The organism is Leptolyngbya sp. AN02str, from assembly GCF_050565595.1.
Taxonomy (GTDB): domain Bacteria; phylum Cyanobacteriota; class Cyanobacteriia; order Elainellales; family Elainellaceae; genus Kaiparowitsia.
In genome coordinates this window covers 19354-43774 of sequence record NZ_JBNXVR010000011.1, presented here as the reverse complement: position 1 = coordinate 43774, position 24421 = coordinate 19354, and the positions used below count along the sequence as shown (strand labels likewise).

15 protein-coding genes and 1 tRNA gene are annotated in these 24421 nt (G+C 53.1%); 7 read left to right on the top strand and 9 right to left on the bottom strand.

From position 1 onward, the window contains the following. Positions 1-477: 477 nt before the first annotated feature. Positions 478-1095: a hypothetical protein gene (locus ACQ4M4_RS10585; protein WP_430684468.1), complete on the bottom strand. Its 618-nt coding sequence runs from the start codon at positions 1093-1095 to the stop codon at positions 478-480. A 401-nt stretch (positions 1096-1496) separates the two neighbouring features. On the opposite strand from ACQ4M4_RS10585, the gene ACQ4M4_RS10580 reads away from it, so the two are divergent. Both ACQ4M4_RS10580 and ACQ4M4_RS10575 read left to right on the top strand, forming a co-directional pair. After that, a complete protein-coding gene (locus ACQ4M4_RS10580) occupies positions 1497-2987 on the top strand; it encodes an aminobutyraldehyde dehydrogenase (protein WP_430684467.1) in 1491 nt (496 codons plus the stop codon). 453 nt (positions 2988-3440) lie between these two features. Beyond that, complete coding sequence (locus ACQ4M4_RS10575; protein ID WP_430684466.1) at positions 3441-4547, top strand: ABC transporter substrate-binding protein; 1107 nt, start codon at positions 3441-3443, stop codon at positions 4545-4547. A 119-nt stretch (positions 4548-4666) separates the two neighbouring features. Here the strand turns inward: ACQ4M4_RS10575 and ACQ4M4_RS10570 are convergent, their stop codons facing one another. Then, on the bottom strand, positions 4667-5767 hold the full coding sequence (locus ACQ4M4_RS10570) for a sugar transferase (RefSeq protein WP_430684465.1): 1101 nt from the start codon (positions 5765-5767) through the stop codon (positions 4667-4669). 957 nt (positions 5768-6724) lie between these two features. Next, positions 6725-8842 carry a biosynthetic arginine decarboxylase gene (speA, locus tag ACQ4M4_RS10565; RefSeq protein WP_430684464.1) on the bottom strand — a complete coding sequence of 706 codons (2118 nt, stop codon included), beginning with the start codon at positions 8840-8842 and terminating at the stop codon, positions 6725-6727. A gap of 224 nt (positions 8843-9066) precedes the next feature. On the opposite strand from speA, the gene ndk reads away from it, so the two are divergent. Beyond that, positions 9067-9516, top strand: coding sequence for a nucleoside-diphosphate kinase (gene ndk / locus ACQ4M4_RS10560; RefSeq protein WP_430684463.1), 450 nt, complete (start codon positions 9067-9069; stop codon positions 9514-9516). Between the two features lie 239 nt (positions 9517-9755). Continuing rightward, positions 9756-11099: a 16S rRNA (cytosine(967)-C(5))-methyltransferase gene (locus tag ACQ4M4_RS10555; protein WP_430684462.1), complete on the top strand. Its 1344-nt coding sequence runs from the start codon at positions 9756-9758 to the stop codon at positions 11097-11099. 215 nt (positions 11100-11314) lie between these two features. Here the strand turns inward: ACQ4M4_RS10555 and psb35 are convergent, their stop codons facing one another. Next, on the bottom strand, positions 11315-11521 hold the full coding sequence (gene psb35 / locus ACQ4M4_RS10550) for a photosystem II assembly protein Psb35 (RefSeq protein ID WP_430684461.1): 207 nt from the start codon (positions 11519-11521) through the stop codon (positions 11315-11317). Positions 11522-11605: 84 nt separating this feature from the next. Next, entirely contained in the window at positions 11606-14035 is a 2430-nt protein-coding gene (locus tag ACQ4M4_RS10545; RefSeq protein ID WP_430684460.1) for a transglycosylase domain-containing protein, read from the bottom strand. 775 nt (positions 14036-14810) lie between these two features. On the opposite strand from ACQ4M4_RS10545, the gene ACQ4M4_RS10540 reads away from it, so the two are divergent. Next, the gene (locus ACQ4M4_RS10540) at positions 14811-16043 is read left to right on the top strand and encodes an aminotransferase class I/II-fold pyridoxal phosphate-dependent enzyme (protein ID WP_430684459.1); all 1233 of its coding nucleotides are present in this window, start codon (positions 14811-14813) and stop codon (positions 16041-16043) included. Between the two features lie 78 nt (positions 16044-16121). Here ACQ4M4_RS10540 and cobJ read toward each other — a convergent pair whose 3' ends face one another. Both cobJ and ACQ4M4_RS10530 read right to left on the bottom strand, forming a co-directional pair. After that, a complete protein-coding gene (gene cobJ, locus ACQ4M4_RS10535; protein WP_430684458.1) occupies positions 16122-18020 on the bottom strand; it encodes a precorrin-3B C(17)-methyltransferase in 1899 nt (632 codons plus the stop codon). Between the two features lie 94 nt (positions 18021-18114). After that, positions 18115-18198, bottom strand: a tRNA-Leu gene (locus ACQ4M4_RS10530). 307 nt (positions 18199-18505) lie between these two features. Between ACQ4M4_RS10530 and ACQ4M4_RS10525 the strand changes: the two genes are divergently transcribed. Then, on the top strand, positions 18506-18640 hold the full coding sequence (locus ACQ4M4_RS10525; protein WP_430684457.1) for a hypothetical protein: 135 nt from the start codon (positions 18506-18508) through the stop codon (positions 18638-18640). On the opposite strand, the gene ACQ4M4_RS10520 is transcribed toward ACQ4M4_RS10525, so the two are convergent. Next, positions 18611-21820: an amino acid adenylation domain-containing protein gene (locus tag ACQ4M4_RS10520; protein WP_430684456.1), complete on the bottom strand. Its 3210-nt coding sequence runs from the start codon at positions 21818-21820 to the stop codon at positions 18611-18613. The two genes, ACQ4M4_RS10525 and ACQ4M4_RS10520, sit on opposite strands and share 30 nt — an antisense overlap. A 646-nt stretch (positions 21821-22466) precedes the next feature. Between ACQ4M4_RS10520 and ACQ4M4_RS10515 the strand changes: the two genes are divergently transcribed. Then, positions 22467-23237, top strand: coding sequence for an SDR family oxidoreductase (locus tag ACQ4M4_RS10515; protein WP_430684455.1), 771 nt, complete (start codon positions 22467-22469; stop codon positions 23235-23237). A gap of 273 nt (positions 23238-23510) precedes the next feature. Here the strand turns inward: ACQ4M4_RS10515 and ACQ4M4_RS10510 are convergent, their stop codons facing one another. After that, positions 23511-24068, bottom strand: a complete 558-nt coding sequence (locus ACQ4M4_RS10510) for a hypothetical protein (protein WP_430684454.1) — start codon at positions 24066-24068, stop codon at positions 23511-23513. Positions 24069-24421: the final 353 nt, after the last annotated feature.

The following is a 24421-nucleotide window of genomic DNA, read 5'->3' as shown; positions in this document are numbered from 1 at the left end:
AAACGGAATAGAGGATAGAGCGAATACGCGATCGCTCACGGTTTACTCTCTTCTAGCATTCTCTATCCAAAACTGTTCAGCATCTTTGAAAGCAACAATCCACACCATCCCAAGGTCCATAAACTTTTGAGTATGGTGTGGATTTTCGTTGATCAATTCCTAGTCAATAATGCCAGGACTTACGCAAGTGAATGATGTTTGGAGCGCTTAGAGCTTCAAACATCATTCAATCCTTTAGTTTTCGGATGCAGTGCATGAGTCCTAGATGCTTCAGGCAATCCACTGGATGCGATGGTCGTTCATCATTCACAGCATTTTGGGGTCTGTTTTTTGATGGTGCTAAGGTACTTACACCCATCCTCAAACCCTGTAAGAGAGGCGCTTCTCCATCTGGGAGAAGCGCCTTTTCAGCTAGGTAACAATCGTTTGCGTGTAGTTTGCGAATGGGGGTAGAGTTGGCACCCCTCCTATGCAAACCTACTGGACAGGAACACCAGTTTCGGGTGCAACAGGTTGAGCGGCCTCAGGCTGAGTCCCATCTGCTTGGGGTTCCACCTGAGGAGCCACAGACTCCGTCCCAGTTCCAACAGGCTGTTCGACTGAGGGGGCAGCAGGCGGTTGTACAGGCGATGGCGCAATGACATCAACGTTCACATCCGGGGGAGGTGCAGGGGCCACGTTCACAGTCGGTGGGGCCGCAGGAGCCACATTAATTTGACTGGGCTGGGCCGGTGGCACCGTTGTTCCGTTTACTCCAGGTTCAACAGCACCGGGTGCAGTGGTATTGGCTGGGGCTTCTTCGGGAGCACGGGTTGCAACGTAGATAATTCCTGCCATCAATGCAACAATTGAGGCCAAAATAATTCCTAGAAATGCCCCGCCAGCAAAGCTATCGGTTTCGCGATAGTTGCGGGTCTGCGAGAGCCGATGCTCATTCGTGCGGCCTTCTGCATACCCATCGCGATAGGCAACCTCGGTTGGCGTAACCCGGCGTGTATTCACATTGTCAATCGTGTTCGGAGTCGTCTCGTTTATCTGATCAAGACGATTTTCATCAGTACGGTTATCTCGGTTTAACGGATTTCTATTTACCATGAGTACTTCCCCCCGCGTTTAATCTTTCTATTCTTCAAACTTGTTTGCAAAAACAGGTGCTTGCGTTTATCACGTTTTGCTGACGTTATGTATGCAGTTTATTCGGTTCGAATCAGCTTCAACCTCTGCCCAAAGAACAGATTCAGCCCCTTTGTATCTCTGTCGCTAGAGGAATTCCGGTTGGATACATATCGTCACATTTATGCTCTACATTCAGTTCTGTGCCGACACTTCAGCCTGTTATCTTTTCTCCATTGCGAAATACTATGAACTCAAGCTGAATCATCGGCGACAGACATACAATCAGGAGAAGATGCAGAATTTAGCGTGACCTTAAAAGCGCATTTCTTCTAAAAGCTTTGCCGCATAAATTTGTCGGTTTTTCAATTCACGAGGTTGTTATGACTGCAACGACAGAAAAATTGATTCACTACCCAATGGTGATCGGTGGAGAGAAAGTGAGTACGGGTAGCGAAGACATCCTTGAGCCGGCGACGGGTCAGGTGTTTGCAACGGTGGCTTTGGGTAGCGCAGCCGATGTGGATCGGGCGGTGACCGCTGCAAAGCAAGCGCAGCCGGGATGGGCGGCGTTGTCCTACGGGGAGCGGTGTGCCGCGTTGATGAAGTTTGCCGATGCGTTGGAAGCCCACAGCGAGGAGTTGTGCGAACTGGAGAGCCGCAATGCCGGCAAAGCACTGAAGCTAACTGTGAATGGCGATATTCCGTTCTCGATTGATAATTTGCGTTACTTTGCTTCGGTGGCGCGACGACAAGAGGGCGCGGCGGCAGGCGAGTATGTGAGTGGTTATACGAGCATGTTGCGACGTGAGCCGATTGGCATTGTGGGGGCCATTACCCCGTGGAACTATCCGTTTATGATGGCGATTTGGAAGATTGCTCCGGCGATCGCCGCTGGAAACGCTATTGTGCTGAAGCCAGCCCCCAACACGCCCATCACAACCATTCGGCTGGCTGAGATTGCTTTAGAAGCAGGGCTGCCCGAAGGATTGATTAACGTTGTGACGGGTGGAGTTGAGGTTGGAGAGGCCATTTGCACCCATCCCGACATTGGCATGATTAGCTTTACGGGCAGCACCCGCACGGGCAAGCGTGTGGCCGAGTTGGCTAGCCCCCTGATCAAGCGAGTCACGCTGGAATTGGGTGGCAAGGCTCCCTTTGTGGTGTTTGCAGATGCTGACATTGAAGCGGCTGCCCATGGGGCGATCGTGGGCGGTTTCCAAAACTCCGGCCAAGATTGCACCGCTGCAACCCGCATTTATGTACAAAATGACGTGTTTGATCAGTTTGTAACGCGCCTTACTGACCTATCCAAGCAAATGGTGGTGGGCGATCCGTTTGAGGCCAATACCGACATTGGGCCGCTATCGAGCCAAGCGCAGCTCAACAAAGTTGCGGGCTATGTTGAGGAGGCCAAACAGCAGGGCTACCAAGTGATTACCTGTGGCGATGTTCCATCCGAGGGTTACTATTTCCCGCCAACGCTAATTGTGGACCCACCCCAAACGGCAAGCTGTGTGTGCGAAGAAATTTTTGGCCCGGTGCTGGTGATTAAGCGCTTTTCAACCGAGGAGGAAGCCATTGAGCTGGCCAATGACACTCCCTACGGCTTGGCCGCTAGCGTGTGGACGCTCAATGTGCAGCGGGCAATGCGGGTTTCTAAGGCGTTGCAGGCTGGCACAGTCTGGGTGAATGATCACTTACCGATTGCCAGCGAAATGCCCCATGGTGGGTTTAAGATGAGCGGCGTTGGCAAAGATATGTCGCATTATGCGCTCGAAGAATACACCATTGTGAAGCATGTGGTGTTTGATATGACGGGCGATCGCCGCAAAGGTTGGCACTTTATGACCTTTGGGAAAGAGGGAACGTGAGGATTCACATCAGATAACCCTCACGATGAAGGCAACGTCTGCCCAAACCTAAAGTTATGACACTGCGCCGTAAAGCCTGCCCACTGCAACGCTTTGCGGCGCATCTGAAAGATTAAGGGGCAGCCTTGCAGCTTTCGTCAACCCAGTTGACACACCTCTCTCACTCCCCTTTAAAGGTTTGTAGGTTAGGTTGAGCAGAGAACCAGCCTAAGCAATAGCTTTGGAGTGCTGTAGAGGGATTTGTTCATAGGCTCAGAAATGTATTTAACATAACAGTCTTTAGCAAATTGCTCATTCCTGGGGATAATAAATGGCAGGCGACTTTGAGGAATGAGGACGAATACCAGAACTCAACCTCTTGCACACGCCTGGCCTTGTGCCGACATTAAGAATGATGCGGCACAGTTAATCCCTTAGCGTAAGCACTGGTGTGCGAAGGAATACGATCCAGCGATGAATCATTTCAGACTACCCTCTTCGCGGTCAAGACGACGATTTTTACAGTGGTCGGGGGCAGCATTGGCAGGGGTCGCCCTGTCGAGCTGTCGCCGCACCTTTACGGATGTGCAGTCTGGCTCAGAGACAGGTGGCGATTCCAATACCTTGCGGATCTACACCTGGGCTGGCTACACCGATGATGAGTTGCTCGAAAATTTTCGAGAGGCAACGGGCATTCAAGTGGTTGCCGATGTTTTCGATTCGAACGAGACGATGCTGGCCCGGATGCAAGCGGGTGGTGGCAATACCTACAGCATCATTTATCCGTCGGATTACATGGTGCAGCAAATGATTGAGCTGGATATGCTCATGCAGCTTGATCCGTCGCAGGTTACCGGACTAGATACTCTTTTGGCAAAGTTTCAAACGCTACCGGGGAATGAGTACAGTGTTCCTGCCGTTTGGGGAACGACCGGACTCATTTACAATGCCAAAACGCTGCAACCTAACCCAACCGATTGGGATGACTTGTGGAGCAATCAGTCTAAGCTGGCTCGCAAGCTAACGTTATCCAACGATGTACGTGAGGTGTTGGGGGCATCGTTGCGATCGCTCGGTTATTCCTACAATTCCACCAATCCTCAAGAGATTGAGGAAGCCTACGAGAAATTGTTGGAGCTGAGACCGGCAATTGTCAACTTCACAACCGACGGCTGGCAAGACCTCATCTTGTCGGGTGATGTGCTGGCATCCATGGCATATTCATCGGATGCAATTCAGGTCATGGAGGAAAACCCCGATCTGGCATACATCATTCCCAGTAGCGGCTCATCTCTGTGGGTAGATACCATGGCGATTCCCAAAACGGCTCCCAACCCCGAAGCGGCCTATGCCTGGCTCAACTTTGTGCTGGAGCCTAGCAACCTTGCCCGCATTGCCGAACGCCTAAAGTTTGCAACCACCAGTCAGGCCGCAATTGCGCAACTGCCCGACGAGCTGCGCCAGAACAAGAACCTATATCCCGATGAAGCATTGCTGACCAAGTGCGAGGAAATTGCTCCGCTAGATGAGGAAACAGTTGAGCTATACGATCGCTACTGGACTCAGCTCACCAGCGTTTAGGTTGAAACCCTCATTTCCGCAAAAAAAGAACCTGCACAACATGCAGGTTCTTTTTTTGGGTCTTTTGGCTAGGGTGCAACCGGGCAAAGCAGAGTTGGCAATACTCCCCCTTAACTCAACTACATAGCACCAGAGCTTTTGTTAAACAGAATCCAAACCGTTTTGAGAATTAGCTTGATGTCATACATCAGGCTCCAATTCTCTTGATATTGCAAGTCGAGCCGAACAATGTCTTCAAATTCCTTGATGGCCGATCGCCCGTTAACCTGCCATTCGCCCGTCATACCCGGTTTGACATCAAGACGTTGCCACTGGGGAATTTCGTAGCGCTCAACTTCATCGGGAGTTGGTGGACGTGTACCCACCAAGCTCATATCGCCCTTCAGCACATTCCAAAACTGGGGGAGTTCATCCAGGCTGGTTTTTCGCAAAATGCGACCCACTCGCGTAATGCGGGGATCGTGGGATGCCTTGAAAATTGCACCACTGGCTTCGTTTTGCACCAGGTGCTTTTTCGCCTCAGCATTGATCACCATCGAGCGAAACTTCCACATTTTGAAGCGGCGACCCATTCGAGAGCAGCGCACCTGGCTGAACAAAATAGGGCCGGGATCATCCAACGTAATTGCGATCGCAATGGGAACCGCTAGCAGCCCCGTAATGGTCAGCCCAACCAAGGCTCCTGCAATATCCATTGCTCGTTTGGAGGGCGATCGCACCGAGGGATGGGTAATGAATGGATCTTCTCGCTTGAGGCGACGTTTTACAACAGCAGGAGCCTTAGGAAACGGAGCGGCGGCCTCAACAACAGGAACCGATTCCGCTAAAGATGGACTCGCTTCTGCTGCAATTTCATGGTGCACCGTCGGCAACGGCTCGGCCTCAGATGGCGCTTCCTCAATCACAAACAGCTTGTTCAGGTCAGCAAGGGCCAGCACCATCATGACCTGCTCGGAAACATTGCGGAGCACCAGCTCAATTCGCTGCTTCTGAGCAAGCTTTTTTGCAGACACCAGCGCTCCCAAGCCGCTGCTATCCATAAAAATCGTCTGGCTAAAATCCAAAATTGCCCGAGTTAAATCTGGGTTATTTTGGCAGATTTCTTGAAAGTTCCGCTTAAAATCAACAGCCTGATTGACGGTAAACGTCGGCGGCAGATGAATCTGGTGAATCTGATTCATTGCAGTGATGGGATTGGTGAGGTTGTTCAATTCAGCCACAGCGACTCACTTACACAAACAGGTGGATTTGAAAGAAAAGGTCTGCAGAATACACCTACAACCTGTAGCCAACACACAAATCGTTCTACGAGCCCCTCATGATAGAGATGTCAAGGGATAGAGATCTCAAGAGTGACTGGTTTTCAGTTGAACCCGTTGGCGTGTATAACGTGGTCTTCTTTCCGAGCCGATGCGACCTATGAATTCGCATTGACCTGGTGCACCCTACCACAACACGGTTTACCGATGAATCATCACCCGTGCGCTTGGTCTAGAACAGCGTTGATTCAAGAATACCCAGCTCAACGGTCGGTCTCTCAGCTTTTAGTAAAGCTTGATAGAAAATAAGGGAGACTGGCAGAAACACGGAACTTGCAACCCGGCGGAGGTGTCATGTATTACTTAAATCTTTATAGTTCAACGGACTTTCCTTGTTCGTTTTTATGCAGGGTCAGAATTTGAGGTGGCGTGAGCAAAAAACCTATCATTCAAATCATGACCTGAATAACACGGTTTCTAGAGATTGTGTCGTGAAGATTGTGTTTACTTCATTCCTGTCAACATCACAATTTAGACCTCTTGCACGAATCGTTGTTTGAAGCCTAAATTGTTGTCCGACTCCGCCGAGCAACAATTTAGTCAGATAATTTGGGCAGAAAGTCGACATGAATATGGCGTGTTCAGCCAATTCGCATGACTCTGCTTATCTCTTCATCGTGATGAACCGCAGTCAGGAAGCTTGCGGTTGGCAGAGGTATCTTGATGCAAAAGGTTGAACGCAATGTGGCGGACTGTTTTTTCGGATGAAGTGCGTCAGTCCTCAATGCATCCCATTGATGCATGAGTTTAGCAGCCTTGCAATGCAGAAGTTGACTTAAAGCAAAAGAGTGAAAGGTATCCACCTTTCACTCTCGTTTCTACTGACCTTTGGCAACTGGCCGCAATGGCGATCGCCCGTTAGGAAGCCAGATACGTGTAGCGACTGAGCGAATGCTCATAGGTTTGCAGCAGTAGTTGCGCCTCCTGCAACGTAATTCGACGCTCTTGCAGCGCTTGCTCGGTTTGGCGGCGAATGTTTTCCGTCAAATCTTCCGCATCGTACTGCACATAGCCCAGTACTTCCTTCATCGTGTCGCCCTTTACCACGTGCTCAATCTGGTATCCCTTGGGCGTTAGGGTAATGTGAACCGCATTGGTATCGCCAAACAGGTTGTGCAAGTTGCCCATAATTTCCTGATAGGCTCCCCCTAGGAAAAGCCCCAGATAGTAGGGTTCATGCCCCAGGGCGCTATCTTTGCCCCCCGTTCGCTTCAGGGAATGTAGCTCCAGCACCGACTTGACATCTCGTAAGTCGATGAACTGGTCAATTTTTCCATCGCTGTCACAGGTGAGGTCTGCCAAGGTGGCGCGACAGGTTGGCTCTTCGCCCAAACGGTGAATGGGCATGATAGGGAACAGCTGATCGATCGCCCACGAGTCGGGAGCAGACTGAAACACCGACAGATTAACGTAATAAATCGACGCCATGATCTTTTCCAGATCTTCTAGATCATCGGGCACATAATCTTGCTGGCGGGCGATCGCCAAAATTTTGGCACAGCAAGCCCAGTAGAGCCGCTCGGCACGAGCGCGTTCCGTCAGACTTAGGTAGCCAAACCCAAACATACTCACCGATTCATCTTTGAACTGGGTGGCGTCGTGGTAGGCTTCCTGGTAATTGTCGGCGGTAATGTTGTTGTACGTGTCGTATAGATTGCGAATCAGCAGATGATCGTCTTCCGTCACGGGTTCTGGCGTTTCGGTGAGCACATCACTCGTCCCCAACACGTCAAACACCAACACCGACTGATGCGAAGCGATCGCCCGTCCACTTTCGCTAATGATAGTTGGCACGGGAATTTCCCGCTCATCGCAGGCTTCCTTAATCTCCGCAATCACATCATTGGCGTAGTTCTGCATGTTGTAGTTTTTGGAGGCGTAGAAGTTGGTCTTCGACCCGTCGTAGTCCACGCCCAAACCGCCGCCCACATCGAAGTAGCGCATGTTCGCCCCCAGCGCCGTTAGCTCCACATAGATTTGGCTGGCTTCGCGAATCGCATCTTTGATCACGCTAATGTTCGAGATTTGCGAACCAATGTGGTAATGCAACAGTTGCAAACAGTCCAACATACCCACCGCTTTGAGCTTTTCTACCGTTTGCAAAATTTCAGGAATGGTAAGGCCAAACTTGGCGCGATCGCCCGCAGAGCCGCCCCAGCGCCCCATCCCACGCGTGCTGAGCTTGCCCCGCACGCCCACAATCGGCGAAATGCCAAGCTTGCGGCTGGCTTCAATCACCAAATCTACTTCTTCAATTTGCTCCAGCACAATGATGACCGTTTTGCCCAGCTGCTTAGCCAAAATGGCGGCTTCAATGTACTCGCTATCTTTGTAGCCGTTGCAAATGAGCAAAGCACCCGGCGTATCAAGCGTGGCCAGAGCAATCATCAATTCTGGTTTGGAACCCGCCTCTAATCCAAACTGATGGGGACGACCAAACCGCACCAAATCTTCTATCAAGTGACGCTGTTGGTTGCACTTCACCGGAAACACGCCGCGATAGACACCTTCATAGTTGTAGCGAGCGATCGCCTTGGCAAAGGCGGCATTCAACCGCTCAATGCGATCTTCCAAAATATCCGAAAAGCGAATGAGTAAGGGCAAACCTAAATTGCGTTGCTTTAGCGCATTCACCAACTCAAATAAATCAAGCGACCCACCGCGATCGCCCTTAGGCGATACCGTCACATGGCCTGCAGCATTAATCGAAAAGTAAGGATCGCCCCATCCATTGATGCGATAAAGTTCTTCGCTGTCTTCAATTGTCCAGCGCTTGGCGGTGCTTTGCGGGGTTGGCGCTTGTACCATGGTTCGCCTCTTCGTGAGTGGATCGTTCGGTTGTACCGAGTGTGTGGGGTGTGCTGCCGGATGGCGAGCCGCTGTTTCCAACGCGTGGACCTGTAAAGCATCAACCGCGTCAGCAAGTTGGCTTCTGCCTCCAGGTTTGTCTTCTTCTACAGACACCACGTGCTCCATTCTGACTATCCTCTTGAACGACAAATGACCGAATAGAAAGTCTAACGTATTTCGCTGTAAACCTTATGTATCCTGGCAATAAGCAGCCCCAAAATACCTTTTTCGCCTGCCCATCCGCCACAACCATCCGCAAAAAAACAAACCCTTCCCTGGCAGAACACTTTACAAACGATCCCATTTTTCTGACCATGAGAAAGGTTTTGCAAGTTAGGAGCTAACGAGTCGTGGAACGTACCTTTATCGCAATTAAGCCCGATGGTGTGCAGCGGGGTCTGGTTGGCGAAATCATCGGTCGATTTGAGAAAAAAGGCTTTACCCTGGTGGGGTTGAAAGCGCTGAGCGTGTCTCGTGAGCTAGCCGAACAGCACTATGGTGTACACAAAGACAAGCCCTTCTTCGCTGGCCTGGTTGACTTCATTACCTCTGGCCCTGTGGTGGCCATGGTGTGGGAAGGTGATGGAGTCATTGCATCTGCCCGTAAACTCATCGGTGCAACCAATCCGCTCAATGCTGAGCCGGGCACTATTCGTGGCGACTTTGGCGCCAACATTGGCCGCAACATCATTCACGGTTCTGATGCACCGGAAACTGCTCAAACCGAGATTGCTCTGTGGTTTACCGATGCAGAGCTGGTGAGCTGGCAGCCTACCATCATGCCCTGGATTCACGAATAACGCAAAACATCTCAAAGACAGATGCCGTATAGAGATTTTGGATGGGCATAGCCTGTTCAAAATCTCTTGGCCTTTTTGGGGACTGAGACGGTGCATCAGTCTTGGTTAGGACTTACACACGTCATCCGAAAAACCAGGGGGTTGAATGATGTTTGGGGCGCTAAGCGCCCCAAACATCATTCAAAACGGCGTAAGTCCTGTTGGTCTTGACTGCAATTTAAGATGGTTTCTTCCTAACAGTGACATCACCTTCTTCACCTTCCAATCCTCGTCACATTGCGCTGTTGGCGCTGCTGGCCGTGCAAAAGGGCGCATTTGCTGATGCCGCAGTTGACCAAGCGCTGTATCGTTCCGAGCTTGAATCGCGCGATCGCAGTCTCATGACTGAACTGGTCTACGGCTGTGTGCGTCGGCAGCGAACCCTTGATACGTTGGTTGCCCAATTTGCCCAAAAAGCCCCTGCCCCAAAGCTGCGGCTTATTTTGCATTTAGGCTTGTACCAGCTGCGCTATCTCGATCAGATTCCGGCGTCGGCTGCGGTAAACACCACAGTAGAGCTTGCCAAAACCAACGGATTTGCAGGGTTATCTGGGTTTGTGAATGGGTTGCTGCGCCAGTATATTCGAGCGAGTGAGGGCGGAACCGACCCGCTGCAATTACCAGAGGATGCGATCGCCCGTTTAGGAATGCTCCACAGCTTTCCCGACTGGATTGTGCAAACCTGGGTGGATCAGTTTGGGCTCCAGGAAACGGAAGCGTTATGTCAATGGTTTAACCAGCCCCCAACCATTGACCTCAGGGTGAATCCGTTGAAAGCGACGGTGGAACAGGTACAAGCCGCGTTGAGCCACGTTGGGGTTGAGAGCGATCGCCTCCCCTATTCTCCGCAAGGATTGCGGCTGCGAGGGCACGTGGGGGCTGTGCAGCGATTGCCGGGATTTGCCGAGGGATGGTGGATGGTGCAGGATGGCAGCGCTCAGCTCGTTGGCTATCTCCTTGATCCGCAACCCGGCGAAACGGTGATTGACGCATGCTCGGCTCCGGGTGGCAAATCAGCCCACCTGGCAGAGCTGATGGGCGATCGCGGTGTGGTATGGGCGTGCGATCGCAGCGCCAACCGCCTCAAAAAAGTAGCTGAAAATGCTCAACGGCTTCAGCTCTCCATGATTCAAACCTGTGCTGGCGACAGCCGCAGCTTAGACCAGTTTGTGGGACAGGGCGATCGCGTCTTGCTCGATGTTCCCTGTTCTGGCTTGGGTACGCTGCACCGCCACGCCGATGCTCGCTGGCGGCAGTCTGCCGAAAATATTGCTGAGTTGGCCCAACTGCAACACGAACTGTTAGACCATGCCTCGACTTGGGTGAAACCGGACGGCGTGCTCGTATATTCCACCTGCACGCTGCACCCATTGGAAAATGAAGCCGTTGTACAGCAGTTTCTATCTACCCATCCCGACTGGCAGCTCGAAGATCCAACTCAATGGTTCAATGGGGCGATCGCCTCCTCTCATCCATGGCTCACCATTTTGCCCCACCATCACAACCTGGATGGCTTCTTCATGGCGCGGCTTCGTCGAGGCTAAATCGCATATATAGCTGTCGCCAGCTTAGTTGAGACAAAGACATTTTGGGGGGATGGCGAAGCCATCCCCCCAAAATGTCTTAATCAAACTGGCTATCGCTATACGTCCATGCGGGCAGCATGAGTTGCCCACAAACACAACAACAGAGCCTGAACTTGCAGGCTCTGTGCAGAATGAGGGGGCTCCGCTAAATCGTGCTGATTGAACTAGCAGCCTTAAGATTCGCTCGAATCATCCGTTTGAATGTCAGGAACAATATTAGGACGCTCCTGATCTTCCCAACCGGGAGGACGCTTGGAGTTGTACCAGGCAACTGAGCCAATCGACACAGCCGCAATAAAACCGACAACATACACAGCGGTAAACAACCAGGGAAATGAACCCTGAGCTCCCGTTGCAGTGACATCCATCAATACCAACACGATCAAACTCTCCTTCAAATGAATTTTGTATGCCGATGTTACCCGCCGATATAACTCAATGTATAGGACTCGGCATCGTTCGGCTTATTCGTCTGCCGATGGCGCAGGCGGGGGAGGCGCTGGAGGCGGTTCGGCCGGAGCAGGTGGAGGAGGTGCCGGCTCGGGCGGGGGAGGCGCTGGGCGTTCTGCCGCCGGGGGATCTGGAGGTGCCTCAGGTGCCGGGGGTGCCTCAGGTGCCGGGGGTGCCTCAATGGCAGGAGCCTCGTTACGAGACGGTGCCGGAGCCGTTTCATCAGGCGATGCAGCAGGCTGTTTAATACTGGGGGTGATGCTTTCGGGGGTACGAGTCGGTGTTTCTGGCTCAGCTTCACGAGAGCGAGTCGATTCTCGGCTGCGCGACGTAGAGCGAGAGCGAGTCGATTCACGCTCGGTGCCTGAATCCGAGTTGGCAACTCGCAGGCGGCGTGGACGAATGCGCTCCGGTTTAATCGTTTGCTCCGTGACAATGAGGCGGCGAGGCGGACTTGTAAATGATTCAACTTCCATGTCTTCTACAGCCTCAGACATGAAGTTGCGCCAGACTAGAGCGGCGGTTGAGCTAGCACCTCGGGTGGGTTGGTTGTTGTCATTGCCTAACCATACCCCAGTGACCACTTGGGGAATATACCCCACAAACCACAAGTCGCGGTTGAGTTCGGAGGTTCCTGTTTTACCAGCCACGGCTCTCCCTCGCAGAGCTGCATTCCCGCCGGTACCATTCGTGACAACGCCCCGCAGCATCCAGGTCACGATCGAGGCTGCTTCTTCATCCAGAACCTGCTCCGGCTCTGGTTTCATTTCGTACAGCACTTCGCCGCGCCGATTGGTAATGCGAGTAATGCTATGGGGTGCAGCGTGTTTGCCATTGGCTGCCAGGGTTCCATAGGCGCTCGTCAGCTCCAGAGGAGTCACTTCGGAGCTACCCAGCGATAGCGAATAGGCGGAAACCAGATCTGATTGAATGCCCATTTTGTGGGCGAGTTCAATTACGGGTTCAAAGCCAACATCAATCAAAACCTGGACGGCAATTGTATTGATGGAGCTAATTAGGGCTTCGCGCATGGTTCGGTTGCCACTGTAGCGATCGCCATAGTTTTTGGGTTCATACCCATCCACAAATAGCTTGCCGTCTGTGTAAGTTTTGTACGGCGAGAACCGAGCAGCGATCGCCGCTGTATACACAAACATTTTGAACGTTGAACCTGGCTGGCGCATTGCCTGAGTGGCCCGGTTGAACTGGCTGTCGAGAAAATCGTTCCCCCCCACGAGTGCTTTAATCTCACCCGTTTGTGGGTCAATTGAAACCAAAGCCGCTTGCGAAAAGCGCTGCCGACTTCCATAGCGCTCAATGGCATCATTCACCGTCTCTTGAGCCAACGTTTGCCACGCTGGGTTTAGCGTGGTTTCAACGGTGAGACCACCAGCTTCGATCTCATCCTGAGAGACCAGCTTGGGCAACTCTTGCTGAACGTAAGATGTGAAGTATGGGAAACGGCTATTTAGGTTGCGTGGCTGACTGGGATTCAGTTCTAGCGGCTCCGCTGAGGCGCGCACCTGTTCCTCTTGGGTTATGAACCCACTGGCTGCCATACGCTCCAGCACAATATTGCGACGGGTTTGAGCCACGTCGGGGTTCACCAATGGGGAGTAGGCGCTGGGAGCTGGGGCAATGCCAACAATCATGGCCATTTCAGCTAGCGTCAGCTCATCAACGGGCTTGGTGAAGTAGATCCAGGCGGCATCCGCAACCCCATAGGCTCCCGAACCCAAGTACACCAAATTGAGATAGCGCTCCAAGATTTGCTCTTTAGTGAGCTCATCTTCCATTTTGTGAGCCAGGAAGGCTTCTCTAGCTTTGCGACTGAGCGATCGCTCTTGCCCCAAAAAGACAATGCGAGCGAGCTGCTGAGTAATGGTACTGGCACCCTCTACAACTTCGCCTGCCGTCAAGTTGGCATAGGCCGCGCGCACAATGGCTCGGTAATCGACCCCGTTATGGTCGTAGAACTTACGATCTTCTGATGCCAAAAATGCTTCGACCAATTGGTCAGGAATTTGATCCAGCTTGAGCTTTTCGCGGGTTGCAGGCCCTAGCTGCTGCAACACCGTGCCATCATCTCCCCGAATCGTCAGGGTTCCATCTCGCTCGTAAGTCAACGCTTCCTCTGGATCGGGCAAGCTCGCGGTGAACTCTCGGGCGACATGTACAGCGGCGACAGCGGCACCTGTCGAGCCCATGAGGATGACCATCACGGCCCAAGCCGGCCATCGCTTGTACAAAGGCTTGGGAACTTTGACCTTGTGCGATCGCCCACCCGTATTGTGCTGATCGTTTTGCGGATGACCATTTTGCGGATGGTCGTTTTGCCCGTTGCCAGGGTCACCATACCCATTAGGCACGTCTGCAACATACGCCGATTCATTCACGGATGTCGCATCTTGCCCATTGGTTTGAGAGGGCGATCGAGGAGTCATCTCATCAATTCTGTGACTAGCGCTGCCTGCGTCAGCGGTCTTATCGGGCGTATCGGAACTGAATTCTTTAACAAAAGATTGCAGTCTGTTTAAAAAACTCGTCACCTTTTCCCCTCACATTCCGCCTGACGATTACAGTGCACGTACTTACAACCAAGCCATCGTAGATTCAACCTGACGGGTCTATACCCTCGAGCATCTTCATATCTAGCATCTTAGAACCTTGCTGCTGGCCCTGTCAGCGTTAGGTTCGTGCTGCATCTATCTACGCCACGTTGGGTTACATCAGCCACTGTCTTTGGAACACCATGCGCCATTATTAGAGACAAATCTAAGGAATTGATACAAAGACCTACAAAAGCTTAACCTAAATTTGACCAGCTTTAGGATATGGGCAGTCAAAAAAACTCAAGTCATTGATGTCACAGCCTTTCACGTCTTCATTGAAATCAGTTTTGTGCTGCAACTCTCCAGACAAAAGCTTCAAGAGAATTGTTTTTTTGAGAAGTTTTTCGAAGTCCAGTCACACGTCTTCAGCAATCTTATTTTCGATGGTTTTCCCAATGGTATTTCCTATGTCGAGAGACCTCTTGTTCCTGACCAATTCCTGACCCATCATTTCTCGCAGAAGGGCGATCGCCCCATATGTTCACGATTGTGACCCGTCCCTTCTGGGCAGGCGACTGCTGCAATGCAGTTGAAGGGTATCATCAGAGATCGTGGCAATTGAGCGATCGCGCACCGCGCTTCAACACCGTATTGGGGAGAGCTGTTCATGAGTGGGATGCTGCTGCATCAGGCAGAGCAAGCGTTGATGCCAACGTTTTTTGAAATTGATGCCATCGTCAAAAAGAATCTGCATCGCGTGCTGAATGCGTTTCGGCGGCACAATGTTGGAGTGCATCACTTTGCCAGCGTCAGTGGCTATGGCCACGGCGATTTGGGGCGGCAAGTGTTGGATCAAGTTTTTGCCGAGGTGATGGGGGCAGAGGCCGCTGCGGTGCGCGTGCAGTTTGTCTCGGGAACCCATGCGATCGCCTGTGCTTTGTATGGGGTGCTGCGTCCGGGAGATGAGTTGTTGGCGGTAGCGGGTGCCCCCTACGACACGCTGGAAGAAGTGATTGGCCTGCGGGGCGAAAACCAAGGCTCGCTCAAAGACCTGGGGATAACCTATCGCCAGCTGGAACTCCAACCCGAGGGAACACCCGATTGGGACGCGATCGCCACCTCCCTTCGGCCCGAAACCCGGATGGTGCACATACAGCGCTCCTGTGGCTATGCTTGGCGACCCAGCCTCTCCATTGCAGACATTGAAAAAATCATCGTCCTGGTTAAACAGCAAAATCCCGATGTGGTGGTCTTTGTCGATAACTGCTACGGCGAGTTTGTGGAAGACCAAGAACCCACCGCCGTCGGTGCCGACCTAATGGCCGGATCACTCATCAAAAATCCGGGAGGCACGATTGTGACGGCTGGGGGCTACGTAGCCGGACGGGCCGAGTTGGTTGAGCAAGCAGCCTGCCGCTTGACCGCACCCGGCATTGGCAGCGAAGGCGGAGCCACCTTCGACCAAAATCGTTTGCTGTACCAGGGTTTGTTTCTGGCACCGCAAATGGTGGGTGAAGCGATGAAGGGCAATCATCTCGTGGCTCGGGTGTTCGACCAGTTGGGCTATCCGGTGAATCCGTTGCCGGGTGCCCGCCGCCGAGATGTGATTCAGGCAATTAAGCTGGGCAGTCCCGACAAAATCATCGCTTTCTGCAAAGCCATTCAGGAGCATTCGCCCATTGGGTCATACCTGAGTCCGGTTCCAGCCGAAATGCCCGGTTATGAAAGTGAGTTGGTCATGGCCGGCGGGACCTTTATCGATGGCAGCACGTCGGAATTTTCGGCAGACGGCCCTCTCCGCGAACCCTATGTAGTGTTTTGCCAGGGAGGGACCCATTGGACTCATGTGGCGATCGCCCTCGAAGCGGCGATCGCAGCGATTCAGCCCTACACCTCCTAACCAACCCTCAGAAGCGCCCAGTTTTGCGTGTACGTGGCGTACGCAAAACTGGGCGCTTCAGCTTCTCCAAAACTCAGGTTAACCAACGTCTTTGCCTAAGTAGCCTCGGGGGGTGATGATCCAACCCTTGTGAAACTGGCTGCTTTGGTTGCCAATGAGGACGGTAGTCAGCATATCCACTGCATCGATCGGTAACTCGCCCAGCGTGGTGAGGGTGATGTGCTCTGTTGGGCGATAGGCCGATTGCACTAATGCCACAGGCGTTTCGGGGCTGCGATAGCGCAGAAAAATGCGCTGGGCGATCGCCATTTGTTCGGTGCGGGTGCGCGATCGTGGGTTGTAGAGTGCGGTCACAAAATCGGCCTGGGCAGCCGCGTGTAGGCGCGTTTCAATTACATTCCACGGGGTGAGTAAGTCACTCAGGCTAATGGCACAAAAGTCATGCATGAGCGGAGCACCCACGCGCGATGCCGCCGCCTGAAGCGCGGTAATGCCTGGAAAAACTTGAATAGAGGGAGAGTTGCCATCCCACCCGTGCGATCGCAGCTCTTCTAGAACCAGTCCTGCCATGCCATAAATGCCACAGTCCCCCGACGAAACGACTGCCACGGTCAAGCCCCATTCCGCCAGTTCAATGGCCCGCTGTGCCCGCTGGCGCTCCTGGGTAATGGGCAGCGCTTCAACAATTTGCCCAGGTCGCAACAACGGCTGAATCAAATCGATATATAAGGAGTACCCAATCACCACATCGGCCTGGGCAATCGCCGCCTGAGCCGCTGGCGTAATTTGATTGAGTTTTCCTGGCCCAGTGCCCACTAGCCACAGCTGCCCAGTCCGACCAATATATTCCTGCTGAGCCTGGGCGATCGCCACCGTTGCTGCGCCGGGTTGCCCCTCCAGGCGAACAATGTGCTTATTCACCAGCAGTTGTGCCTCTGCTCCTGCTGCTAAAAGCGCTGCCGCCTCTGCCACGCTCGGCGTTCCTACTTCGGCGGCAACCACCGTTGAAGGGGTGGGCACGGCAACCTGGCTCAACTCTGCGGCGGTGAAGCAGCGGAGGGGAAACTGGCGATCGCCACACAGTTCCACCAGGGCGACCTCATCCGCTTTGAGATCGAGCGTTGCGATTCCAGCGATCGCCCCTTCTGCCAGGTTTTGGTGGGCAAGCGCCTGCTGAATTGCCGCCTCAATGACCGCACGCGAAGTGCCACGCTCGCAGCCAATGCCGAGCCAGAGGACGCGGGGGTGCCAGGAGACGGTGGGGAGCGGGGAGTGGGGAGTAGGGAGTGAGGAGTGGGGGGTGATGTACAGTTGGGCAGCGGTTGAGGAGGGGTGCGGTTCCAACGGGTGCGATTCAAATTGGAAGGGGTGATCGGCGGGAAGGTGCTGCTGCCACAGGGCTGAGCCTGCGGTTTGGATAACCTGAATGGGCTGGTGATGGGCGATCGCCGCACTCACGGCAGTCCATTCGCCCGTTCCCGGATTCCAGCCAAAGGGTTGACCCAGCACATCAATACCAGGAAGGTGCAGCGCATTGGCAGCACCCGTCAGCACGGGAGTGGCTTTGAGGAGGGGGGCGATCGCCTGAGTCAGAGCATCGGCTCCACCCACATGGCCCCCACACAGGCTAATCACAAACTGTCCGGCGGCATCCACCACCACCACGGCGGGGTCTGTTTGTTTGTGTTGAAGGAGTGGGGCAATCAGCCGCACGGTCGCCCCAGTTGCCAAGCCAAACACCAGAGCCTGATGCGAGTTCCACAGCGTGGGCAACAGGTCGCTAATGGAGTTTGGGTAAGACTGGATGCTGGAGTGAGGAGCGATCGCACCCGAATCCTGTAGGGACTGAGGCACCCACAGCGTCACGTGGCCTGTTTCCCACAAGGGCTGAAGTTGCCGCACAGACTGAAGCGTGGGAGCGATCGCCGCAACCGCCTGAAAATTATTTAGCACCATAGATTGCAAGTAAGCAGCCATTATGAAATATGAAACCCCAAAACTCCGTGCCGCCCGCTGTGCGGGCGGCACGGAGTTTTGGAGCCTGATTTTTAATGGTGTCGAGGGACTTAGATGGGGGTGGAGGGACTTGAACCCTCACGACTTATTCAGTCAACGGATTTTAAGTCCGCAGCGTCTACCATTCCGCCACACCCCCGCAACTGCGTTTTGTGACCTTTGCTATTCCAACACTTTTGGGGTCATTCTTGCAAGATCTTGATTGCATTCTGTAATTGTTTTTTCCAGATGCGCTCGTTCCTCTGAAACCATGGGCCAACTTTGGGCCAAGCTTCTTCTCTGGTTCAATCGCAGCAAAACCTTTGTGTGACAAAGGTTTTGCACCATAAAGCGTTACACAACGAAGCCGCGCAACCCTTCATACAGGAGGTTGATTGGACTTCTTTTTGGAAGGGGTAAATTGTTGTGTGGCAGTGCCACACAACAATTTACGCAAGAGGTTGATTGTGCAAGCAGTTCATGCCGTAAAAGGGCGATCGCGTTTGAGTTTTTTGGACGGTTGCGATCGCCCCTTTAGGGCAGTTGGCTCAACAGGGTTGTCGGCAAAGACGCTAACGGGCAAACTCCACCATTCGCGCTGAAGCCGGAGCCGAGAGGAACTCGCTGTCAATCAGGTAGGGTAAATAAACTTGCTGCAAAGCCGTCAGAATGCAAACCGGGGCGATCGCCGTTTCCGCCAAACCAGCGATCGCATTGTGAGAATCGTAGTCGGGCGTGTGCTCGTATAGCTCCAGCAGTGTTTGCTGATGGCGATAAACCCGCTCGGTCAGCAGCGGCAGCAGAGGAGCCAACGCATTCTCTTTCGACTGCTTGACCTGCTGAATCAAGGCCTGGGCCCATTCCGCATAGGGCTGCTTTTTCAAGGAATAACCGTAGCTGCTCAACACACCAAACAGGTCGGATAACACCAAGTCTTGCCCAGGTAGGGGGGTGAGATGAAAGGTTTGTCCCAATGCGTTCTGCTGGGTGGAAAGATGCACGATCGCACGGCTGACATAGTCCACCGACACCATCTGCTCTTTGTACTCTTCCAACGCGGGAAAACTACCCAGTTGAATGCAGCCTTTGATCAATCGAGAGATGAAATCTTTGGGATTGTGCGCTCCAGTTTGGCTGTGCCCCACAATAAAGCCGGGTCTAAAAATATTGATAGGCACTCCATTGGCACGGGCACGGCTGACAATTTGCTCGGCGACCCATTTGCTTTGGGCATAGCCATCATCTAGATGTAAAAAGTGTTCGCTGATGGCCAGGTCGGTATCTTCGGCAACGAGGCTGGCTCCGGTGAAATGGCCAAACGCCCCAAACACGCCCAGCGTGGAAATATAGTGCACTGGCTTGAGCCGATGCTGACACGCGAACGCCAGAATGGTCTGGGTACCCATCACATTGGCAGCTTTCAGCACCGAGTACGGCTTGACAAAGTCCACCGTGGCTCCGCTGTGGTAAATTGCGTCAACTCGCTCGGCCAACTGGTTGAACTGCTGCACCGTCAAGCCCAGGTTGGGTTGTCCCAAATCGCCCAAAACTGGAATGATGCGATCGCCCCAGTCCTCCTGCCACAGTTGATACGTGCGCAGCACCGATCGCAGCTTGCCCATGGCCTCCGCTTCACTGGCAGCCCGAATCAGGCAAGAAACCGTTGCTGATGTATGTTGCAGTAAGTCATGCAGCAAAAAGGCTCCCAAAAAGCCCGTTGCCCCCGTTAGAAACAGATGGCGCGGCTCATCGACCCACTCAAACACCTGCCCCGGAGCTGGTGCGATCGCAGGTAGCGCTTCCACCTCGGCCTGTAAATCCATCGAGACCGGGCTGAATACCGCTCCTTGTTGAGCCTGCTCCACCAAAGCCGCCAACCCCTCAACCGTGGGTGACTGATAAAACTGCCCGGTAAACACTTCAACCTGAAACGCCTCTTCGACATAGGTCATCAGCACAGCGGTCAGCAGCGAATCGCCCCCCAGTGCAAAAAAGTTGTCGCAGACTCCCACCCTGTCTAGATGCAGCAGCTTTGACCACATCGCCGACAGCTTGGCTTCAATTGGCGTTCGAGGTGCGACATAGGTTTCGGCAGCGGTGTAGGTGGGCTGGGGCAGGCGTTGCCGATCCACCTTGCCCGTGGGGGTAAGTGGCAGCGCCTCTAGCACAACAAATGCCGCGGGAATCATGTAGGCGGGCAGTTTTGCCTGGAGGTGCCCGGTGATCTGGGTGGTGACTTGTGCCGGGGTGAGTGGGCGAGATGACCCATCAGGCGCGTGCTGCGTAGCAGAATTGAGAACCACATAAGCAACCAGTCGTTTGTGGTTGCCCTGCTCCTCTCGGGCCACCACCACCCCATCCTGAACCAAGGGATGGTGGTTGAGCAGGGCTTCAATTTCGCTAAGCTCAACTCGAAATCCGCGAATTTTGACCTGATGATCGACACGACCTACAAACTCAAGTTGGCCATCTGCCCGGTACCGAACGCGATCGCCCGTTTGATACAAGCGCTGATCGGTTGCCTGAGATAGGGGATTCAGGATGAACCGCTGCATCGTGAGATCGGGTCGGTTGAGATAGCCCCGCGCCACGCCCCGACCGCCCACGTACAGTTCGCCCACCTCACCTGTCGCCACAGGCTGTCGGTTTTCGTCCAGTACATAGGTTTGCAAGCCTTCAAGCGGTCGGCCAATTGGCAGCTCACCTTCTGTATTTGCATCCAGCTCCGACAGGTTGCTCCAGGTGGCAATGACGGTTGTTTCGGTGGGGCCATAGGTATTGAGCAACTGCACATGGGGACCTACTCGCGCCTGCCACACCCGAAAGCGAGCCGGAATCGCCCGTTCGCCGCCGATAATGACCAGTCGCAATGCCTTGGGCAGCACAATATCGGTACGAGCCAACTCGGCGGTGATATGGTGCCAAAAGGCCGTTGGCAGCGACAGCACCGTAATGCCCAGAGACTGGCATCCCTTGAGGAAGCTAGACAGGTTGCTTGCCATGGCATCTGTGCGCAGCACAAGGGTTGCGCCACTCACCAATGTGCAAAAGATTTCTTCAACGGCTGCATCAAAGCTAATGGAGCAAAACTGCAGCACCCGATCACCCGCTCCCAAGCGATACACCCTCGCAGCCGACATCGCATAGTTCACCAACGCCTGATGCTCGATCATCACCCCTTTGGGTGTGCCCGTTGAGCCAGAGGTGTAAATGACATAGGCCAAGTTGGTGGCGGTAACGGTGCTCTGGGGCGAGGTACTGGGATATTGGGCGATCGCATCACGCTCGGTATCCAGGCAGACGAGGGAGGTTGACGCGGGTAGACTGGCTTGGGTCACCTCATCCAATCGCTCTGCTGCCAGAGCCGAAGTTGTAACCACCAGCGGAGCCTGACCATCAGCCAAAATGCTCAGCAATCGCTCTTTGGGAAACGCAGGATCAAGCGGTACATACGCACCCCCTGCTTTTAGAATGGCCAAAATTGCAATCACCATCTCTAGCGATCGCTCAACACACAGCCCCACCAACACTTCTGGCCCAACGCCCCGGTGCATCAAGTAATGGGCAAGCTGGTTTGCGGCGGCATCGAGCTGGTGATAGGTCAGAGCCTGATCCACCGAGGCGATCGCCATGCAATCAGGAGTTCGCGCCACTTGCGCTTCAAACAAGTGATGAATCGAGCGTTGATCGCCCCGAGTGGGCTTGTGAACCGTAGATTGAGGCGTTGAAGCAGAGTTATCTACGCAAATACCGCTATCCGTGACATCTTGAATTTTCAGCATGACGAACTCCATGAGGCCGGACTAGAACATCGCTAAAACAACTAGGAAAACGCTCTCAGGCAAAGCGATTCAGGCTTTGGTATGGCCAAAATCCAAACCGATTGATTCCGCAAACCTACGCAATATCTCGTAAAGAAATAAAACTTGCTGCAACCTTATCCTTGATATTTCTGACAGCACAGCGAAATTTCACCAGATACCTGGATCTAGAAAATTCCCTGAAAATGGACGAATAAAACCAGCAAAACACAACAAAATATCAGCAAAAACACGGATAAATTTTGTGTGACTTTTATCTTGAAAATTGTGATAAACGAAGCTGCATCAGACAATTACGTGTGAATACGGTCTACTCAAATCACAAAAAATCGCTGAAAGCTTGAATTTTTCGTGATTTCCCTAAAATTTTCTTGACAATAAAATAATTAACTTTATGTAGCCATCACTACATCTATAGTTTTTGAGCGAAAATCACTAGATCGTATAATTTGCAACGCTACTGATCAGCCGTATGGTGTTCAAGCTTGTGGAGAGTTCCGTAATTTTGCGGTGATGCCCCTTGCTCCGGGCGAGTGCTTGCAGGAGGCTGGCTTTTCGGATAGCGTCTTGTAGACAAATGCAGCTAGGCAAACGCAGCAGGGGAGATATGGGTTCACTGAAATCTCAAACGGTGTTGATTACAGGGGCAAGTAGCGGCATTGGGGCAGCCTGCGCTCATGCATGTGCAACGGCAGGTGGGCGGCTTGTCTTGGCGGCACGGCGGCGCGATCGCCTTGAAGCTTTAGCAACAGAACTGGCCGCAACTGGAGCCGAAATCCATATCTTGACGCTAGATGTGCGCGATCGCGCTCAGGTTGCAACCGTGTTGGAAAGCTTGCCCGAAGCCTGGTCAACCATCGATGTGCTGATCAACAACGCAGGCTTAAGTCGAGGGTTAGACAAAGTCCACACGGGCAGCCTCGACGACTGGGACGAAATGATCGACACCAACGTCAAGGGAGTGCTGTATGTTACTCGGTCCATCTTGCCCAAAATGGTGCAGCGCAACCATGGCCACATCATTAACATTGGCTCGATTGCAGGTCACCAAACCTATCCCAATGGCAATGTGTATTGCGCCACCAAAGCGGCGGTGCGCGCCCTTACCGAAGGGCTAAAGATGGATTTGCTGGGAACAGCCGTTCGGGTAAGTACGGTTGACCCTGGCATGGTGGAAACGGAGTTCAGCGATGTCCGCTTCCATGGCGATCGCGATCGCGCCAAAACGGTTTACCAGGGGGTTACGCCACTAACGGCTGCCGATGTGGCAGATGTGGTGCTCTTCTGTGCCACGCGTCCCGCCCATGTCAACATCAACGAAATCATTCTCATGCCAACCGATCAGGCCAGCACAACGATGGTGCATCGCCACCCGTAGAACGTCACGTTTGCCAAAAAATTCCTCTGACGTGAGTTATGGAAGGGGTTTTCTGAGATTTGCACGGCGCGTAAACCTCAGAAAACCCCTTCACCGAAATGGCGTTCGAATCGAGTTGCAAAAGCCCAGTTCGCTGACGTATGCAGCGAACTGGGCTTTTGCAACATGACATCATTAAAAACCAGATCTTAAAACTCTGTGTCGCCCGTACAGTGAGCTACACAGAGTTTGGGAGTTCTATTCTATGTTGGATGATGGCTGCTTACTGAGGTCTTAAAATTGCAGACCAACCCCAGCTTGAACGGCCGCCGCCGCCCCGTCGCCATCACGGTACGCATCAAACGCGATCACGGCATTGCCAAACAGAACCAAGTCGCTGTTTGGCAAAATATAATCCACACCGGGTTGAATGACAAACGCAGTGCGGTTACCCACAGGCGAGGTGTCGTCATCGCCCCCGCCAAAGGGGAACGAAACACCAGCCCCCACGTAGGCATCCAAATCCCAACTGAGGGGAATGTCGTAGGAGACAGTGGGCACGATCGCCACCCGTTCGCTAATCAACGCTTGAGCCCGCAGCGATACGGGTACCTCAAGCAGGCGATAGCGGAATGAAACAACCCCTCCAGCCGTGCTGTCTTCGCCAGGGCCACCACTGGTCAACCCTAGTGAACCGCCTACCCCAACGTAGCTGCCATAGGCGGCCTGGGCCTGAGCCTCGGTCGTCAAACCCAGCACGCCGCCAAGAGTTAGTGTTGTAGCCGTTAAAACCGCTGCCCCATACCGTTGAGCCAGGGTTTGCTTCCGGCGACTTATTTCAGGAAAACTCATAATGATTAATCTCCTCAATCGGTTGAGACAGCAAGGGGGATGGATGCGTGGAACCTAGATGGGGCAATCGCCCTGAATGAACCTAATGTCTCTTCAAGGAATTGCCAACATGCCCAAGGGCAATGAACCAAAAATTAAGACAACCTAGGACAACCAATGTGAGCCAAAGCGGTACGAACCAAGCAATTAGTGGAGCGATCGCTAAATTGAGGACTCATCCATAACTGTAAATAACATTCGCCCGATCTGATCAAAAAATATGGTCAAAATGACGAAAATTGAGACCTCATCGCCCTTTTTAACGTTGCTTTCAGGCGAATGCTCCAAGAAAGTCCAGGAAAATGACTCCTTCC